Source organism: Amycolatopsis sp. (assembly GCF_035276945.1).
Taxonomy (GTDB): domain Bacteria; phylum Actinomycetota; class Actinomycetes; order Mycobacteriales; family Pseudonocardiaceae; genus Amycolatopsis_E.
On record NZ_DATELF010000182.1, the window covers coordinates 1 to 17,442 of the forward strand.

The 17,442-nt window shown below is 69.6% G+C and carries 16 protein-coding genes; 13 read left to right on the forward strand and 3 right to left on the reverse strand.

Annotated elements, in window-relative coordinates; genetic code table 11:
• Positions 1-95: 95 nt before the first annotated feature.
• Genes VJT49_RS33520 through VJT49_RS33560 form a run of 9 tightly spaced genes read left to right on the forward strand, consistent with a single transcriptional unit; the run spans position 96 to position 11,279 of the window.
• Entirely contained in the window at positions 96-1,424 is a 1,329-nt protein-coding gene (locus tag VJT49_RS33520; RefSeq protein ID WP_324169017.1) for a hypothetical protein, read from the forward strand.
• Positions 1,421-1,879, forward strand: a complete 459-nt coding sequence (locus VJT49_RS33525) for a hypothetical protein (protein WP_324169003.1) — start codon at positions 1,421-1,423, stop codon at positions 1,877-1,879. Before VJT49_RS33520 ends, VJT49_RS33525 begins: the two co-directional genes overlap by 4 nt.
• Positions 1,876-3,279, forward strand: a complete 1,404-nt coding sequence (locus tag VJT49_RS33530) for a hypothetical protein (RefSeq protein WP_324169004.1) — start codon at positions 1,876-1,878, stop codon at positions 3,277-3,279. The genes VJT49_RS33525 and VJT49_RS33530 overlap by 4 nt, the downstream gene beginning before the upstream one ends.
• A gap of 14 nt (positions 3,280-3,293) precedes the next feature.
• On the forward strand, positions 3,294-4,463 hold the full coding sequence (locus tag VJT49_RS33535; protein WP_324169005.1) for a hypothetical protein: 1,170 nt from the start codon (positions 3,294-3,296) through the stop codon (positions 4,461-4,463).
• A 24-nt stretch (positions 4,464-4,487) separates the two neighbouring features.
• On the forward strand, positions 4,488-5,438 hold the full coding sequence (locus tag VJT49_RS33540; protein ID WP_324169006.1) for an LLM class F420-dependent oxidoreductase: 951 nt from the start codon (positions 4,488-4,490) through the stop codon (positions 5,436-5,438).
• A 57-nt stretch (positions 5,439-5,495) separates the two neighbouring features.
• Entirely contained in the window at positions 5,496-6,920 is a 1,425-nt protein-coding gene (locus tag VJT49_RS33545) for a pyridoxal phosphate-dependent decarboxylase family protein (protein ID WP_324169007.1), read from the forward strand.
• Positions 6,917-8,179, forward strand: a complete 1,263-nt coding sequence (locus tag VJT49_RS33550) for a lysine N(6)-hydroxylase/L-ornithine N(5)-oxygenase family protein (RefSeq protein WP_324169008.1) — start codon at positions 6,917-6,919, stop codon at positions 8,177-8,179. The genes VJT49_RS33545 and VJT49_RS33550 overlap by 4 nt, the downstream gene beginning before the upstream one ends.
• Positions 8,180-8,238: 59 nt before the next feature.
• A complete protein-coding gene (locus VJT49_RS33555) occupies positions 8,239-9,978 on the forward strand; it encodes an IucA/IucC family protein (protein WP_324169018.1) in 1,740 nt (579 codons plus the stop codon).
• Positions 9,972-11,279, forward strand: a complete 1,308-nt coding sequence (locus VJT49_RS33560) for a glutamine synthetase (RefSeq protein ID WP_414636142.1) — start codon at positions 9,972-9,974, stop codon at positions 11,277-11,279. Before VJT49_RS33555 ends, VJT49_RS33560 begins: the two co-directional genes overlap by 7 nt.
• On the opposite strand, the gene VJT49_RS33565 is transcribed toward VJT49_RS33560, so the two are convergent.
• The 3 genes from VJT49_RS33565 to VJT49_RS33575 form a co-directional block, all read right to left on the reverse strand.
• Complete coding sequence (locus tag VJT49_RS33565) at positions 11,239-12,432, reverse strand: glycosyltransferase 87 family protein (RefSeq protein ID WP_324169010.1); 1,194 nt, start codon at positions 12,430-12,432, stop codon at positions 11,239-11,241. The genes VJT49_RS33560 and VJT49_RS33565 overlap by 41 nt on opposite strands.
• Positions 12,429-13,697 (reverse strand): glycosyltransferase family 87 protein, encoded by a 1,269-nt coding sequence (locus VJT49_RS33570; protein ID WP_324169011.1) that lies wholly within the window; start codon positions 13,695-13,697, stop codon positions 12,429-12,431. Before VJT49_RS33570 ends, VJT49_RS33565 begins: the two co-directional genes overlap by 4 nt.
• 568 nt (positions 13,698-14,265) lie before the next feature.
• Positions 14,266-14,646, reverse strand: a complete 381-nt coding sequence (locus VJT49_RS33575; protein WP_324169012.1) for a helix-turn-helix domain-containing protein — start codon at positions 14,644-14,646, stop codon at positions 14,266-14,268.
• A 129-nt stretch (positions 14,647-14,775) separates the two neighbouring features.
• Here VJT49_RS33575 and VJT49_RS33580 point away from each other — a divergent pair, with 129 nt between their 5' ends.
• The 4 genes from VJT49_RS33580 to VJT49_RS33595 all read left to right on the forward strand — a co-directional run.
• Complete coding sequence (locus tag VJT49_RS33580) at positions 14,776-15,432, forward strand: FMN-dependent NADH-azoreductase (RefSeq protein WP_324169013.1); 657 nt, start codon at positions 14,776-14,778, stop codon at positions 15,430-15,432.
• 553 nt (positions 15,433-15,985) lie between these two features.
• Positions 15,986-16,354, forward strand: a complete 369-nt coding sequence (locus VJT49_RS33585) for a hypothetical protein (RefSeq protein WP_324169014.1) — start codon at positions 15,986-15,988, stop codon at positions 16,352-16,354.
• A gap of 127 nt (positions 16,355-16,481) precedes the next feature.
• A complete protein-coding gene (locus VJT49_RS33590; protein ID WP_324169015.1) occupies positions 16,482-17,030 on the forward strand; it encodes a hypothetical protein in 549 nt (182 codons plus the stop codon).
• Positions 17,031-17,216: 186 nt separating this feature from the next.
• Positions 17,217-17,442 (forward strand): helix-turn-helix domain-containing protein (locus tag VJT49_RS33595; RefSeq protein WP_324169016.1); only part of this gene is annotated, 226 nt, incomplete at its 3' end.

The window sequence follows — 17,442 nt, forward strand, 5'->3', positions numbered from 1 at the left end:
GGCCGGGCGGCGCCGGGCCGGTGCGGCACGCCGGGCCGGTGCGGCCCGCGGTAGGCGGGTCAGGGGCCGTGCCCGCCGTCGCTGATCCGCCCGCGGTGTCCGGTGGCGGCACTGTCCATATCGGACGCGGCGGGCGGTGCGCCCCGATCACGCTGCCCGCGTCCGGTGAGTTGCTGCGCACCTGGGCGCTGACCCAGGCGACGAACGCCGAGCAGCATGTGGCCGCCCTGCGGCCGTTCCGTTGGTCCGAGTTCGGCGACCCGGCCACCGGCCCGAGCCGCGCACATCTGGTCGCGGTCAACGAGACGATGGCCACGCTGCGGCGGCCACTGTTCTCCGCGACCGGTGCGCTGCGCGAGGCGGCCCGGGCCGCCGCCGAGCAGCCGAGCCCCGCCTGGCTCGAAGCGATGCTGCGCAGCAAGTCCCGCGCGCACCACTGGGTGCGCGCCACCGAACGGGTCTGGGACTTCTACCTGAACCTGTTCAACCAGCGGCAGGGGGCGTTCGCGCCCTGGCTGGTGGCGTGCGACCGGATCGCGCTGGACTGTTACCAGTATTCGTACCTCGGCGTCGGACGCTGGCGGCCGATCCCGGCCCCAGGGCCGTTCTGCTACCTGGAGACGGGGTCGGGCCCGGCCACGTCGCGGCGGGGAATCCCGTTGCGGCGCCTGGGAAACCGGATCAACCCGTTCCCGCTGATCCAGCTGCCCCACCACCGGCTGGTGAACCCGTGGACGCTCGGCGCGGTGCTGCACGAGGTCAGCCACAACCTGCAGAACGACCTCGGGCTGGCCAGGGCGATCCCGTTGCAGGTGGCGGCGCGGCTGACGGAGGCGGGCTTGCCGCCTCGCGTGGTGTCGATCTGGGTGCGGTGGAACCGGGAGACCTTCGCCGATCTCGCCGCGCTGCTGCTCGGCGGTCCGGAGGTGGTCGGTTCGTTGTTCGACGTGATCGGGCGGACCAGGCCGGAATCGCTGCGGTTCTCGCCACGGGCCGTGCATCCGGTCCCGTACCTGAGGGCGAAGCTGTCCGTCGAACTGCTTCGCCGGATGGGTTTCGACCAGCACGCGGACGCGTATGCCGGGCTGTGGCGGAAGCTGTACCCGGGGGCGCGGCTCATCGACGCGCCGGCCGCGCTGCTGGGCACCGCGGGCACGGCGATACCGGTCGTGGTGGACGCCATGTGCTACACGTCGTTCCCCTCGCTCGGGCATCGATCGCTGTCGCGGGTCATGCGTTTCGAGCAGAAGGAACAGGCGATGATCGAAGAGGCCGCGGAACGGCTGGCACGCGGCGTCTCGCCGGGCGTGGTGCCGGAGCGTTTCCTGATCGGCGCCGTCCGGTTCGCGCTCACCCACCGCATGGCACCTCCGAAGCGGCTGGTCGGCTTCTTCATGGAGGAACTGGGAAGGCGATCGCGATGATCCTGCGCACCGAGTTCGCCGTGCTGGGCAGCCTGCTGCGGGCGCTGGCCGAAGCCTGGCGCGCGCTGGAGGTCAGTGTCGTCGAGGACCGGCCGCCCGGCGAGGGGCTGGCGGTGGCGGACCGGCTGGCCGAAGTCGTCGCCGACGGCAGCGCCGAGCTGTCGCCCGTCGTGGACTCTGGCGCGCTCACCGGGGAATCCCTGCACGCCGCGGCCACGGCCCTGGTTCGGCTGCGGCGCAGCCTGGATGAGGATCTCCGCTCGCACACGGCGGTGAGCGACGTTCTGCACGCGGTGCGCGGGCGGGACAGCCAGTGGCGCGGCTGGGCACGCAGCATCCTCTCCGGCGCCGGCCGTTGTGCCGAATCCCTGTACGCCGCGGAAAACGCGATGTTGCGGTGCTGGCGAGAAGTAGCGGAAGTGGCCGAACTCAACAAATACGAGGCATCCCGATGACGATCAACGATGACCGCGGTGCGAATCTGCCCGCCGCGACGGAAATAGACATCGCATACCCGCCCACGGCCCGCCCGCCCGCGCCGTCCTCGGCCGGCGACCCCGGCCAGCTGGCCCAACAGGCGATCAGCGACGTGCTGGGCTGGAAGTGGCGGGACGGCGACACGAAGGCGTTCGAGGCCGCGCTGACCGGAAGTTTCGAGCTGACCCGGGTACAGGGTCGTACGGAAGCGACCTGGACTCCGCGCGGCTATGCGATCCAGGCGGATCTTGGCGCGGTGACCGGAGGGCAGGCGTCGCTCGCGTCGCGCGCCCGGAGCGCGGTCAAGGACTCGCTGGCGCTGCTCGCCTCGTTGCGGCCGCTGCGGACGAACTCGGATCCGGACAACGCCGAGGGATTCCGCGCCCTGGTGCGCTACGGGCTCGAGCAGATCCGCAAGGAACTGGAGAGCCCGATGATCCGCGTGCCCCGGGTCGACCAGCTTTTCGTCCTGCTGCTCGGCCAGAGCACGGTCACGGCGGCGGTCGCCGGGCCGGGCTCGGGACCGGTGCCCGATCGCGTCGGCGGTCACCTCGGCCAGCTGCGTGACGAGTTCGGGTTGACGCGTGGGCAGGTCAACACCATCGACGAGGAACGTGTCCAGACCTCGTTCATCACGCTGACCGACTGGGTGGTCTCGCTGTATCGCGGCTGGCTCGACGCCCGTGACCGGATCGACCCGTTCGCCGCCTCGACCGGGCTACCCCCGTTCTTCGGGCCGGCCGTCGTCGCCCTGTCGCAACTGCTGTCGGCCGTCTCGGTGCAGGTCGAGGAGGTCACGTCGGGACTGTCCTCGGTGGGCGTGCAGGCCGAGGAACTGGAGGTGCTGCGTGTGCCCAATCCCGACGGTGGCTCGATGTCGCTGGGTGGGCTGCTCCGCTGGGTCGGCGAGTTCGCCACCTTGGAAGGCCGCCAGCTCATCGAGTCGGCGGGCAAGGAGGGCGTGAGCACCGCGTTCGTCCAGGTTGCCGTCCGGCTGGAGCAGTTCGTCGCGAACCTGCCGAGGCGGGGCGACAGCGGCGAGTACCACGCGAGCCTCCCGCCGGGATTCTTCAGCTTCCGCGTACAGCGAGCTATCGACGAACTCGACGACCATCTGTGCGAGGTGATCCGGATCGCCAGGCCGATCGGTACCGCGCCGGACCCGGGTCCTTCGTCAGGACCAGGTCCTTCCGCTTCGGGGCAGCCGGTCTCCCCGCGGCCACAGCCGACGCCTCCCAGCGATTCGCCGGCGGTAATGACTCCCCAGCCGGTGCCGTCCGGCCCTCCGCCGGAGGTGGTGACGCCCGCCGAGCAGGACAGCGCCCCGGCTCGGGCATCCCGATCATCCCGGAAGCGGCCATCGGCGACAGAGAACTAACGGGGAGGAAGAGAATGGCCACGGAGAAGGAATATCGCGAGCTGTTCGACCGGGTCGCCGCGCTGCGCAGGCAGGTTGCCGGCAAGCTGTCGAACCAGCTCGGCAGCGACCCCAAGCTCGGGGACGCGATCCTCAAGCAACTGGACGACATGCTGTTCGCGGTCGAGACCGAGCAACGCACCCAGCCGGGTCCCGCCGATGGCGGCATCGCCCAGCTCGTCGGCCTCGGCGACACCGCCGCGGGGAATCTCGGGGACACTCGGATGCCGCCGGGGGTCGAGGCCTACGACGAGACGGTCGCTTCGGAGCGGGTCATCGCTGTCGGCGACCTGTACTACCTCTACCAGCACGAACGCATCGGTGTGTTCCGGGTGGTGCAGAAGTTGCAGGAGCTGTTCCAGCGGGGGGCGATCCGGCTGTCCAACGGACCAGGCGCGTTCGGGCTGTACCGGTTCGACCGGCGAGACGTGCTGCGTTACACCAAACGCGACCGGATCGAGGCCTACCGCCGGGTGCTCGGCTACGGCCGCGGGCTCGGTTCGGCGAATTCGCGCCCGAACACCGATTTCCACCAGCTGTTCACCCAGTTCAACAACCAGGTCGCGTTGTTCTGGCGGGACAAGCGGATTTCCGACGTGATCCGGGAGCGTGCCTATGATCCGAGCTTCGGCAGCATCGCCGTCGTCCGCCGGAGCGGGCTGGATCTGCGCAACAACCTGAAGTTCACCTCCTACGGGCATCTGAACGTGCTGCGGGTCGAGGTCATGCAACTCCTGACCGAGGCATTCCAGATTCTCGGCGCGGAGGACGTGCTCGACCTGTTCGGCTCGACCAACGCCTGGGACACGGTCGACGAGGTCCTGATCCGCTACTTCGACGAGCGGCTGGTCACCTCGCCGCGCCAGCGGATGGCGGTGACCGGGCGGTCGGTGCTGCGTTGGCTGGCCGCCCCGCACATCCTCGAAACGACCAGATCGGAGTTCGAGGCGCTGCTGCTGGAGATCGCCGAGCCCGCGGAAGAGTGGATTACCTCCGCACAGTCCCTGCGGCTGGCCGACCGCAGTACGTCCAAGCGCGTGCTGCCGTTCGACCGGCACCGGCCGGCCGGGGTGGCGGTGCCGCAAAGCCAGGCCCGGCGTAACGGACATCGCAGCGGACCGGTGTCGATCGGCCCGGGGAGGTAGCCCAGGACCCCTAAGATCCGATGCATGAAACGTTGGGGACTTACGATCCCGCTGACGGGAATGTCGCTGATCGCGCACCGTGAACTGGTCGAGCGGCTGCCCGACCTCGGCTACACGGACGCGTGGTCGGCCGAGACGTCGGGCACCGACGCGTTCTCCCCGCTGCTGGTGGCTTCCCAATGGGCGCCGGGGTTGCGGCTGGGCACCGCGATCGTGCCGGTCTACACGCGTGGTCCCGGCCTGCTCGCGATGTCGGCGGCGACGCTGGCGGATGCCGCGCCGGGCCGGTTCGTGCTCGGCATCGGCACGTCGTCGCCGGTTGTCGTGTCGGACTGGAACGCCGCCGAATTCGCCAACCCGTACGCGCGTACCCGGGACACGTTGCGGTTTCTGCGTTCCGCGCTCGCGGGGGAGAAGGTGACCGAGGATTATCCGACGTTCTCGGTGCGCAGGTTCCGGTTGGAGCGGGCGCCCGAACCCGCGCCACCGATCATGCTCGCCGCGTTGCGGCCCCGAATGCTCAAGCTCGCCGCGACGGAGGCGAACGGCGCGATCACCAACTGGCTCGCGCCCACCGACGTGCGGAAGGTGCGCGCCGAGGTCGGGCCGGACGTGGAACTGGTCGCCCGCATCTTCGTCTGTCCCACCGAGGACCGCGAAGCGGCACGCACCGCGGGCCGCCTACTGATCAGCAGCTACCTCACCGTTCCCGTATACGCGGCATTCCATGATTGGCTGGGGCGCGGCGAACTGCTCGCGCCGATGCACCAGGCGTGGGCCGCGGGCGACCGGAAGGCCGCCAACGCGGCCATTCCCGACGAAGTGGTCGACGATCTGGTGGTACACGGCTCGCCCGACGAATGCCGCGAGAAGGTCCAGGCCTACGTGGACAACGGACTGGACACCCCGGTCATGGCGATCGTGCCCACCGGTGGGGACCTTGTCTCCGCCGTCGAGGGTCTCGCTCCTCGCTGATCCCGTAGAGTACTCGTCGACCGGGTTAGGGTAGGCAAACCTTTGAGGAGTGAGGCTGTGTGCGAACCGGACTCCCTGGCCGGTGGGCGGAGCGGGCACGAGCGGCTGGCGGAGCTGATTCCCGTGGTCCTCGACGGGCTGGCGGCGGGTGCGGCCGAACGGGACGCCGCTGGGCCCGCGGGCGGCCCGGCGGCGGTGGCGGCGGCTCTGACCGGCGTCGAGCCGCTGGTGCCGGCCGAGGGCGTCGGCGCGGAACGAGCGCTTGCCGAGCTCAGCAGGCTACTCGCGGCGAACTCGGTCGATCCCGCCGAACCCTGGTGCGCCGCGCACCTGCACTGCCCACCACTGGCCGTCGCGGTCGCGGCGGACGTCGCGGCCAGCGCGCTCAATCCGTCCATGGACTCCTGGGATCAGGCGCCGGTCGCCAGTGAACTGGAACGAGAGTTCGTCGCCGCCATCGCCCGCCTGTGCTACCCGCAGGAGACGGCTCCCGACGCGGTCGTCACGACCGGGGGCACCGAGTCCAACCTGCTCGGCCTGCTGCTCGCCCGTGAACGGAACCCGGCCGTCCGGCCGGTGTGCGGGGTCAACGCGCATCACAGCGTCGCTCGCGCCGCCTGGCTCCTCGGCCTTCCCGCGCCTATCGTCGTCGACTGCGCGGGCGAACGCATCCGGCCCGACGCGCTCGAGGAAGCGCTTACCGCCGAACCCGCCGTCGTCGTGGCTACCGCGGGAACCACGAACACCGGCGAAATCGACCCATTGCGCGAGATCACCGAAATCTGCCGGCGCCGAGGGGCGCGCCTGCACGTGGACGCGGCCTACGGCGGGCTTGCCCTGTGCAGCCCAGCGCTGCGTCCTCTCCTCGACGGGCTTGGCGAGGCGGATTCGGTCGCGCTCGACATGCACAAGTTCGGCTGGCAGCCCATCTCCGCCGGACTGCTGGCCGCTCGCGTCGCTAGTGACCTGAGCGCGCTCACCGTACGGGCCGAATACCTCAACGCCGACGATGACACCGAAGCCGGCCTGCCCGATCTTCTGGGCCGTTCGATCAGGACTTCGCGCAGGCCCGACGCATTCCGCATGGCGGTCACGATGCGGGCGCTGGGTGTCGACGGCATGGGTGCGCTGGTGGAACGGTGCTGCCGGACCGCGGCCGAGGTCGCCGAGGCGATCGACGCCCACACCGCGCTGCGGCTGTGGGGTAGGCCCGTGCTGTCCACCGTGCTGTTCCGGCCGTCGATCGCCGGCGAACTCACCCCGCAGGCCGCGGACGCGCTGGTCGCCCGCGTCCGCCGGGCCTTGCTGGAAACCGGGGCGGCGATCGTCGGACGGGCCACATTGGACGGTCAGTTGTGGCTCAAGCTCACCCTCCTGCACCCGCATGCGACCGCCGCCGACTACCTGGGTCTGCTCGACGCGACGGTGGCGAGCGCGGGCGCGGAAGCCGTCCGCTCACCGGAAGACGTGGTCGCGTCGTGACGCTGGACCTGGCCGGGGTCGGCATCGGCCCGTTCAACCTGTCGCTGGCCGCGCTGGCCGAGCCGGTGCCGGGCCTCGCCGTGGCGATGTTCGAGCGGCGCGCGGAGTTCCGCTGGCACCCCGGCCTGCTCATCGAGGGCACCACGATCCAGGTGCCCTTCCTCGCCGATCTGGTGTCGCTGGCCGATCCGACCAGCCAACTGTCCTTTTTGAACTACCTACGGGAGCATGACAGGCTGTTCCCGTTCTATTTCGCGGAAAGATTCCACCTGCCCCGCGCCGAGTACGACCACTACTGTCGCTGGGCGAGCGGGCGGCTGAAGAGTTGCCGGTTCGGCGTCGAAATCCGCGAGATCAGATGGGATTCCGGCGCCTTCCAACTGCTTCCCGCCGATGGCGAGCCGATCCGCGCGCGCAACGTCGTGCTCGGCGTCGGCACCTCGCCCTGGCTTCCGGAACCGTTGCGGCACCTGGATTTCGTCGTGCACGCGGCCGACTATCTGCCCGCACGGGACCGGCTGCTCACCGCCGGAGTGGTGACCGTCATCGGCTCGGGTCAGTCCGGTGCGGAGATCTTCCTCGATCTGCTCCGGCGCCGGCGGCGGCCGGACGGCCTGCGCTGGATTGCGCGGACGCCGTCGTTCGCGCCCATGGAGTACTCCAAACTCGGGCTGGAGCAGTTCACGCCTGATTACACGAGTTTCTTCCACGATCTTGACGAACCCGTGCGCGACCAACTTGTCCCGGCGCAATGGCAGCTATACAAGGGCATCGACGCCGAGACGATCGCCGAGATCCACGACGAGCTGTACCGGCGAAGCATCGGTAGCACATGGCCCGAGGTCACGCTGACGCCCGGCGTCGAGGTGGTCTCGGCGGAGCGCGACGGGACGGGGATCGCGCTCGGCCTGCGCCACGCCCAGCAGGGCACGACGGCCACCTGGCACACCGACGCCGTCGTCGCCGCCACCGGCTACGCCGAAGCTTCGTTGGACGATTTGCTCGGCCCGCTGGCGGTAGCCAGGGACGCCCGCGGCAGGCCGGTGGTGACCCGCGACTACCGGCTACAGCTACCTGAGGACATCAGCGGGTCCGCCTACGTGCAGAACGCCGAGCGGCATACCCATGGCGTGGGCGCGCCCGACCTGGGCCTGGCCGCGTGGCGGGCCGCGTCGATCATCAATTCGGTGTGCGGCCGGGCGATCTATGACCTGCCTTCCCGGACCGCGTTCACCAAGTTCGGGCTGGAGGTCACGTGAACCAAGAACTCGACGGCACGACGGCCTGGCGGCTGGCCGGATCGCTGGTCACGCACAAGATGCTCGGCGAACTGTCCTATGAGGGGCTGTTCCGGCCGGAGGCGGGCGAGGACGAGATTCCCGGCGTTCACCGTGGCTGGCGCCTGAACCTTCCCGGTGACGTCTCGTACGAGTTCAAGGCGCGCCGCGGCGCCTTCGACTCGTGGACGGTCGCGCCCGGTACGGCGACGCGCTGGTCGGGGAGCGACCAGGCTCCGGCCGACGACCCCAGAACTCTCGTCGTGGACGCGCGGCAAGCACTCGGCCTGTCCGGGCTGCGGCTGGCCGACGTGCTGGCCGAGCTGACCGCGACCGTGACCAATGAGGCGGAAAGGCTGCTGACGGCACCGGCCGCCGACAAGTTGTCCACAATGGATTACAACCTGGCCGACGGGCACCTGACCGGGCATCCCCGCCTGGTGCTCAACAAGGGCAGGGTGGGGTTTTCGGCCAGTGACCGCGCCAGGTACGCACCCGAGTCCGGTGAGGACATCCAGCTTCGCTGGTTCGCCGTGCATCGCGCGCACGCGCGGTTCCGGTCCGTCGCGGGGTTGAGCGAAGAACTACTGCTGCGGGAGGAACTGGATGCCGAGCGGCGCGCGGAGTTCACCGCGAAGGTGGCCGAGGTCGGCGAGGTGGCCGACTACCTGTGGCTGCCGGTGCATCCGTGGCAGGCGGACGAAATCGTCGGCACCCTCTACGCGGCGGAACTGGCCACCGGCATGCTCATAGACCTGGGCCAGAGTCGTGACCACTACCGCCCACATCAGACGGTCCGGACACTGGCGAACGTGAGCTGCCCCGCGCGTCGTGACGTCAAGACCGCTGTCTCCGTACGAAACACGCTCGTCTACCGGGGTCTCGCGTCCGCGGCCACGCTCGCTGGGCCGGCGGTGACCGCGTGGTTGAAGCGGGTCAGTGAGTCGGACGAGTTGCTGGACAAGCGATACCGCTTCGAACTGCTCGGAGAGGTGGCCAGCGTTTCGGTGCGCCACCCGCTGTTCGGCTCGCTGGCCGAGCTGCCGTACCGGTTCCACGAGACTCTTGGCGCGCTGTGGCGGGAGCCGCTGGCCGCGAGGTTGGCGGAGGGTGAGCAGGCGTTGTCGTTCGCGGCCCTGCCCTACCGTGACCTCGACGGCACCGCCGTGATCAGTGACCTGATCCGGCGCAGTGGCTGGACCGCCGAGCAGTGGTGCGGGCGGGTGTTCGACCTGCTGCTCACGCCCCTGCTGCAGTGGCTGCTTCGCTATGGAGTCGGGTTCTGCCCGCACGGCCAGAACCTCATCCTGATCGTCGACGCCCGCGCACGGCCGCTGCGCGTGGCGATCAAGGATTTCGCCCAAGGCGTGGATCTGCTGGACGAGGAACCCGACTGCTACGCACTGCTCGACGACGAGGCACGTGCCGACATGCTCCGCTGGCCGGCACATCTGCTGGCGCAGTCGCTGTTCAGTTCGGTGTTCTCGGGCCAGCTGCGGTTCTGGACCGAAATCCTCTTCGACGATCTCGGCCTGCCCAGGGCACGATTCTGGGAACTGGTCCGGGAAGTCGTGGCGCGGTACCGCGAAGACAACCCGGAGGTGGCGGCCCGGTTCGACGCCTGCCGCCTGTTCGCGCCGCAGGTCGAGCGGGTCACCCTGAACCGGGAGCACCTGGCCGGCAAGGGGTTCGACAAGGTCGAGCGGGACGACGAGTTCGACGTCCGCTGGGGCCAGGTGCCGAACCCGTTGCACGGCCCGGATCCGGGCGGTGCGTGGTGAGGACGGTGCGGCCGCCTGGGCCGCGCACCCTCGCCGAGCGAGCCGCGTCGGCGCACACGTTCAGCGGGCCGGAGGTGCCCCGGTTGACGCTGCTGGTGCCTGACCCGCACGCCCGGTTCACCGCGGTGGAGCTGTCCGGGCAGTTCGTCGTCGATGAAGTGCTGGACCGCGGTTACGGGCTGTGCAGCTACGTGTTCGCCTGGGATCCCGAACGCGAGCCTCTGTCCACTGTGGATCCCGTATTGACGCCGTACTTGACTTCTTTCGGCGATCTCCGGATGCGGCCCGATTTCGCCACGCTCGTCCCGCTGCCGGACGGGACCAGTGGGGTCGTGTGCGACGTGTTCTGGCCCGGCGGGGAGCCGGTGCGGCTGGCCCCTCGTCACGTGCTGACCGAGCAGTTGAGGGCGTTGGAGGGTCTCGGGTTCGTGCCGTCTGTCGGTATCGAGCACGAGGTCACCTTCCTCGACGAGCATGGCCCGCTCACCTCGCATGGCGTGGACTACGCGGTCGGCGGTACCGAGCGGCTCCGGCCGCTGCTGAACGACCTGCGTGCGGGGCTCGGCTCGTTGGGCGTCGAGTCGGCACGGGCGGAGTGCCATCCCGGGCAGTACGAGATCGTGCTCCGGCACCGGGACGCGCTGTCCGCGTGCGACGACGCCATGCTGCAGCAGCTCATCGTCCGTGCGGTCGCCGCGGAGCACGGCGTGACGGCGAGTTATCTCGCCGCTCCCCAAACCGGGCAGGGCAATTCCTGCCACGTCCACCTCTCACTGTCCACAACAGAGGGTTCGGCGACATCATCGGCCGGCGGGGACGGTCTCTCCGCTGCGATGCGCTCCTTCCTCGCCGGCGTGCTGCGGGAGGCGCGGGCGCTGACCGCGATCTGGGCGCCGACCTGGAACAGCTACGTCCGGTTACGGACCGCGCCGTTCTCGCCGCGGGTGCTCAAGTGGGGCGTCGACGACCGGACGGCCGCGGTGCGCGTCGCCGGACGTGACGATTCCCTGCGCCTTGAGTTCCGGTTCGCCGGGGCGGACGCCCAGCCACATCTCGTGGTCGCCGCGCTCCTGGCCGCTGGCCGTGCGGGGATCGAAGAGGAACTGACCCCGCCCGCCGCCGGCGAGGAACTGGGCGCACTCCATACCACGCCGTGGGAAGCTCTCGAGACGGACGCGCTGGCCCGGCTGCTCGGCGAAGAAGTGGCCGCTGGTCAGAAAGAGTTGCTGCGCGCGGAAATCGCCGCGGGCTGTGACGCGGTCACGGACTGGCAGCGTCGGCGCGGGGCTCTGCGCGCCTGACCTTCGTCAATGCGTATGTAACCAGCAGGAGCGTGCCCAGCAGGGCATAGGCGTTGCCCGGCACCTGCTCCGCAATGGACCAGACCATACTCGGCTTGTCGTGCGCGGACAGGTACCGGAACGGCGCGACCGTGCACAGCGTGCCGGTGAGCGCGGCGGAGCCCCACCAGCCGGCCGCCGCCCCCCAGCGCCGTTCACGCGCCCTGCGGAACCCGTAGAGCGCCATCATCAGCAGCGCCGGGGCCACCCAGATCCAGTGATGCGACCAGGAAATCGGGGAGGCGAGCAGGGCGAACCCGGCGTTGGCCGCCAACGCGACCACCGGCTCCGATCGGCGCATCGCGGTGACCGCGAGCACGAGCAGCACCAGGGCCAGCACGATCCACCAGAACTTCGCGGCCCCACTCGGCAGGCCCAGCCGGACCAGAACGGCCTCGACGCTCTGGTTGGTCCGGTACGGCGATCCGCTCAGCCCGCCGGCCCCGGCCAGCCCGCCGAACCAGTACTTCACCGACGCCCGCGCGTCGATCGCGAAGCCCACCGCCGAGGCGGCCAGCGCGGTAACCACCGCTGTTCCGGCGGCCCGGTAGTCCTTGCGTACCAGGAAGAACAGCAGGAACGCCAGCGGGGTCAGCTTGATCGCGGCGGCCAGTCCCACGCCGATGCCGCGTGGCCAGCGGGGCGTCGCCGTCAGGCAGTCCGCCGCCACGAGACCCATCAGCAGGAGGTTGACCTGGCCGAAGGCGAAGGTTTCCCGCAGCGGTTCGAGTGCCATCGCCACCGGCACCGCCGCCGTGGCCACGAGCAGTGCGCCCCGCAGTCCACCTGCGGGCCAGGCGTGCCGCGTGACCAGGAACAGCGTCCCGCCCAGGCACAGCAAATTGGCAGCAAACAGCGCGACGACGGCCAGATTCCACGGCAGCGCGGCCAGCGGGCCGAGCGCCGCCACCGCGAACGGCGGGTAGATGAACGGCAGCCGGATGCCGGCCGAAGTGGGGCCCAGCGGGCCGTAGATGTCCCCGCCGTGCCACCACGCCCGCACGCCCATCCGGTACACCTCGAGATCGAGATGTGCTTCGAAGCGCCACGGGAACTCCACGGCCAGGACGAGTACCGCGATCAGCGGCACCGCCCAGGTGACAGCGCGGGTCACCGGCGGGCGGCGTCGACCGGCTCCCGCGGTTGCGGAGAGTCGACTTGTAGTTTCACCGGCTCGCGCAGTCTCGGCAGCGCGAAGGCGAGCAGGAGGGCGATCCCGAGCAGTACATAGGTGGCCGCCGACAACTGTTGCGGCCAGGTCCAGTGAATGTGCACCGCGGGAAAATCGGTGACCGGCAGATCGTGGAACGGCGCGAGGTGGAACAGCACCGCGGTGAGCACGCCCCAGCCGAGCCACGCGGCCGCCAGCCACGACCGTTCCTCGGCCCGGCGGATCGCGTAGGCGAGCATGACCAGGAGTGCGGGCGCCACCCACACGTAGTAGTGCGACCAGGAGGTGGGGGAGACGAGGAGGGCGAGTCCGGCGTTGGCCAGCAGCGCGAGCGCGGGTTCGGCTTTCCGCATGGCGCGGGCGACCAGGGCGAGCAGGGCGAATGCGACGGCGAGCCAGACGACCTTCTCGGCCACGCCGGACAGGCCCATGCGGACCACCACCGCTTCGATGGCCTGGTTGGTCTTGAATGCCGTGCCGCTCACGCCGCCCCCGCTGAGCCCGCCCTGGAACCAGTACTCGATCGAGGCGTGAAAGTCGGCGACGAACCCGATCAGCATCGCGGCGGCGAAGGTGATGCCCGACACGGCCGCCGCCCGGTAGTCCTTGCGGACCAGGAAGAACAGCACGAACGCGGCCGGGGTCAGTTTGATCGCTGCGGCGATGCCGATGCCGAACCCGCGTGGCCACCCGGTCTTGCCCGCCAGGCAGTCGACCGTGACCAGTGCCATCATGATCAGGCTGACCTGGCCGAAGCCAAAGGTCTGGACCACTGGCTCGAGAAACACGGTCAGCGGCAGCGCGAGCGAGGCGACCGCGACACCGCCCGCGCGGCCGAGCGACGGGCGTACCACCCTCGCGACGAGGTAGAGGGTCACCGCCAGGCCGAGCCCGGACAGGAGGTAGACGGTGACCACCGAGGCGTCCCACGGCAGCATGGCGAGCGGGCTCAGGATCAGCGCCGCGAACGGCGGGTAGACGAACGGGAGCTCGGCGCCGTTGGCGACTTTGGGCAGTGCGCCGTACATGTCATGGCCGTCCCACCACGCCTGGACGCCGAAGCGGTAGACCTCCAGGTCGATCTGCGGGCGGGTGGGCAGGTAGTGGAACATGCCCTGGACGGCGAAGAACAGCCACACCGCGCACGGCAGCGGGACGAGCCAGAGGTATTTGCGGAGCGTCTCGGTGTTCGTGGCAGGACTAGGCATCGTGGCCCACTCTAGGACCTCCCCACCGCCGCCTTGCCGGTGCGTTGGCTTACCCGACGGCACGCCGCCGGGGACGTGTCGTAGTGGCCGAGGAACGCCTGGCCCATGGTTCGGTGGAGCCGAACCCCTGCGGCTGGCAGGTCAGCGGTGGCCAGCAACTGGGGGGCCTCGGTCCCTCTGGTGATGCCCGCGCCAGTGCGAACGTCACCGTCCTCGACGTAGGGCGGCCGCCTGTTTGCCCGCGGCCAGGTCGGCGCGGAGGCGCTGATCCCTTTGCGCGAGGTCGTCTTTGCCCTCGAAGTGCCGGTAGCAGGTGCCCCGGGCGATACGGCCATGACGCGATCGACGCCGCCCCCGGACGCCCCCGGACGCCTTCGGCGTCGAAAAGCCTGTTCGCCGTGGCCAACAGCCGCTCACGCGCCGCTGACCGACGCTCCTGCACAGGCGTGGTCTTCACCTTCGACATACGACCGAGTACGTGGATCGTTCTTTCCCTGAAGGGGGGAGGCAAGATCGGCCGGCTGACGTCGTTCGCCCGCACAGGCGCACCGCCCGGCTCGGAAGGTCACTACTCGGCCTTCGTCATCAAAGCGGGGCACTGCTCCAAGCCGGGCTCTGGCTCCGGGAGATGCGCCTCCGCCCAGACGGTCAGTTCCCTCAGCGCCGGCTCGAGTGCCGCGCCGGCCTTCGTCAGCCGATAGGAGACCCGCAGCGGCGGCCCTTTGTCCACTTCGCGCACCACGAGCTCGGCCTCGCCCAGTTCGGTCAGCCGGTCCGAGAGCATGCGCTCGCTGATGCCGGGGATGGCGCGGCGAAGGTCGGCGAAGTGCGTCGGATGCTGCATCAGCACGGACACGATGGGGCCGGTCCAGCGCTTTCCGAACAGCGCGAAGACGCGCGTGATGGCACCGTCGACCTGCTTACAGGGTCCTGTGGCCGGCTCAGTCATGGGTGCAGTCTACTGTGACCACCGCCGTAGGTGAGAATAGGTAAGTACATGTGTTATTGTTAGGTACATACGAAAGGGATGCTCCCCCTGTCCGGCGCCCCCTTTGCTACCCACTTACTGGAGACCCTCATGGCAACGCTGCTGCACGTCGACTCGGCCCTCTGGCCGGAGCCCGCTTCCGCCTCCCGCGCAATCACGGCTGCCTTCCGCACGGCATGGGGGGAGCAGCACCCCGACGGCACTGTGATCTACCGGGACCTCAACGCGAATCCGGTGCCGCACCTGAACACTCTTGCCGCGTCCGCGGGCTACACCGACCCCGCCGACCGCAGCCCCGAGCAGGCCGCGGCCTTCGCCGAGCGGCTCAAGCTGATCGAGGAGTTGGAGGCCGCGGATGCCGTGCTCATCGGCGCCCCGATGTACAACCTCGCGGTCCCGTCCACGTTGAAGGCATGGCTCGACCAGGTGATCCTCATGCGCCGCAACGTGGGCGTCGAGAACTCCCCGACCAAGGGCACGCCGGCGTACGTGGTGGCGAGCCGCGGCGGTTCCTACGCGCCGGGCACTCCGCGCGAAGGCTACGAGTACGTCCAGAACTACCTGCAGGCGGTCCTCGGCGACATGCTCGGCATGGAGGTCGACTTCATCGTCCCCGAGCTCACCCTGGCCCACATCGACCCGGCCATGGCAGAACTGGCCCCACTCGCCGAGGCGTCCAAGGCCAAGGCGCACGAGGATGCGGTCAGCAAGGGCAAGGCGGCGGCCCTCAACGCTGCCGCCGCCTGACACCCATCAGCGTTCGGTCCCGGCATACCACCGGGACCGAACCAGCGACCAGGGCGTGAAGTCGGCCACGACTCCGAGGCCGGGCTGCACATCATCCACATGCTGGACCTTTCGGATGATCTTGCCGCGTCTTACTGCGAGCAACCCGTCAAGATCGCCTACACGCTCCCCTCTCGCCCAGCAACGGTGTCACGTGGGGCGGCCATCCCGGCGCACCGTGCACAGCTGGAATTTCTGGATCCGGAGCAGTGCCCACTCCGTCGCCTCCAGGGCGTCGGGCTGGCGCCCGGCGAGGAGAACGGACCGAGGCTGGTCTGCGGCGCGGTCGAGTCGTCACCCGGACAAGTGGACACGATATTCTCCTTGCGATCGTCCCGGATTCCGCCCCGGCGCTTCCGCGGCGAACGTCAACGGGTCCCGGCGAGATAGTCGGCCAGGACCGTGGTGACCGACAGCGCGGTGTCGAAGTTCAAGACGAGCCGGGTTTCGTCAGCGCGAAGGCGACCCCCCGCGCGGGGTCGGCGTAGCTTCCGCCCCCCGCCCGGCCATCCGAATGCCACGGAGTTCCCCTCGGCAGGGGCGCCCATCCTGCCGATCGGGAAGCCCAGCGCCATCCGCGCCGGAGTACCGAAAACCTGATCCACACCCTCGAACGCGAGCGCGAACAGTTCCGCGCAGGGTCTACGAGCTGGGGGCCGGCCACACCGTCACCGGTCTGGCGCGCTCGGACACCGCCGCCGCCCGGCTGGAGGCGCTCGGCGCAACACCACACCGCGGCTGTCTGGACGAACTCGACAGCCTGCGCAGCGGCGCCGAGAACGCCGACGGCGTCCTGCACATGGCATACGGCGGCGACTACGCCGATCCGGACGACCTCCTCCGCCGCGACCGCACCGCGATCGAACGCTCGGGCAGGCACTGAGCGGGTCCGGCAAGCCGTTCGTCAGCACGTCGGGCACATTGGTAACGAAGACCGACCGGATCAGCACCGAGCAGGACGCACCGGATCCCGATTCGGTCGCAGTCTTTCGTATCGCGGGCGAGCAGGCATGTCCGAGCTTCGCCGAGCCCGGGATCCGATCCAGCGTCGCGCGACTCGCGCCGACCGTGCACGGCCCCCAGGGGACTACGGGTTCATTCCAGCTCTTATCGCGGCCACGCGCCGAGCAGGCGTCGCTGCCTACATCGGCGACGGCGCGAACCGTTGGCCGGCGGTCCACCTCGCCGACGCCGCCAGCCTCTTCCGGCTGTCGCTGGACAAAGCTCCCGCCGGCAGCGTGCTGCACGGCGCAGGCGAAAGCGCCGTCACGATCAAGAACATCGCGCAGCAGATCGCGCAGATACTCGACATCCCCGCCGCCTCGCTGACCCTCGAGCAGGCCTCCGAGCATCTCGGCAACCCGTTCCTGGCCAGATTCTTTCCCCTCGACGTGCCCGTCTCCAGCGAGTACACCCAGGCGCTACTGGGCTGGACACCGAAGCACGCAACGCTGCTGGAGGACCTCACGACCGGCGACTACTTCACCCCGCAGGCCAGCGCCTGCGCCGAGGAGATCTGGTTGCCCCACCGCAGCCCGCGCGAGCAGAGCCAGAGCTGACGCACAGACCCGAAGACACCGCCCTGCACCCGGCCAGCAGCAACAACTGTCAACGGCAGCAGCCGAATTCGACTGCCGTTGACACGCGGGTGAACCCTTGCGGCGGGCGGCTACGTGTGCTTGGCGGAGTGAGCACCTAGTGTCCTGAGTTGTTGTTTCGTTGAATAAGTCGTGTATTATCCGATGATGGCGCGTTCTGGTCGCCCGAAGGCGGAGCTTGTTCTGTCCGGTGTGGAGCATGACACGCTGCTGCGGTGGAGTCGTCGCGCGGAGACGTCGCAGGCGTTGGCGTTGCGATCGAAGATCGTGCTGGCCTGCGCGGAAGGCGTGAACAACAAGGAGGTCGCGGCCAGGCTGGGAATCTGGCCGCAGACGGTGTCCAAGTGGCGAGCCCGGTTCGTTGTGAACCGGC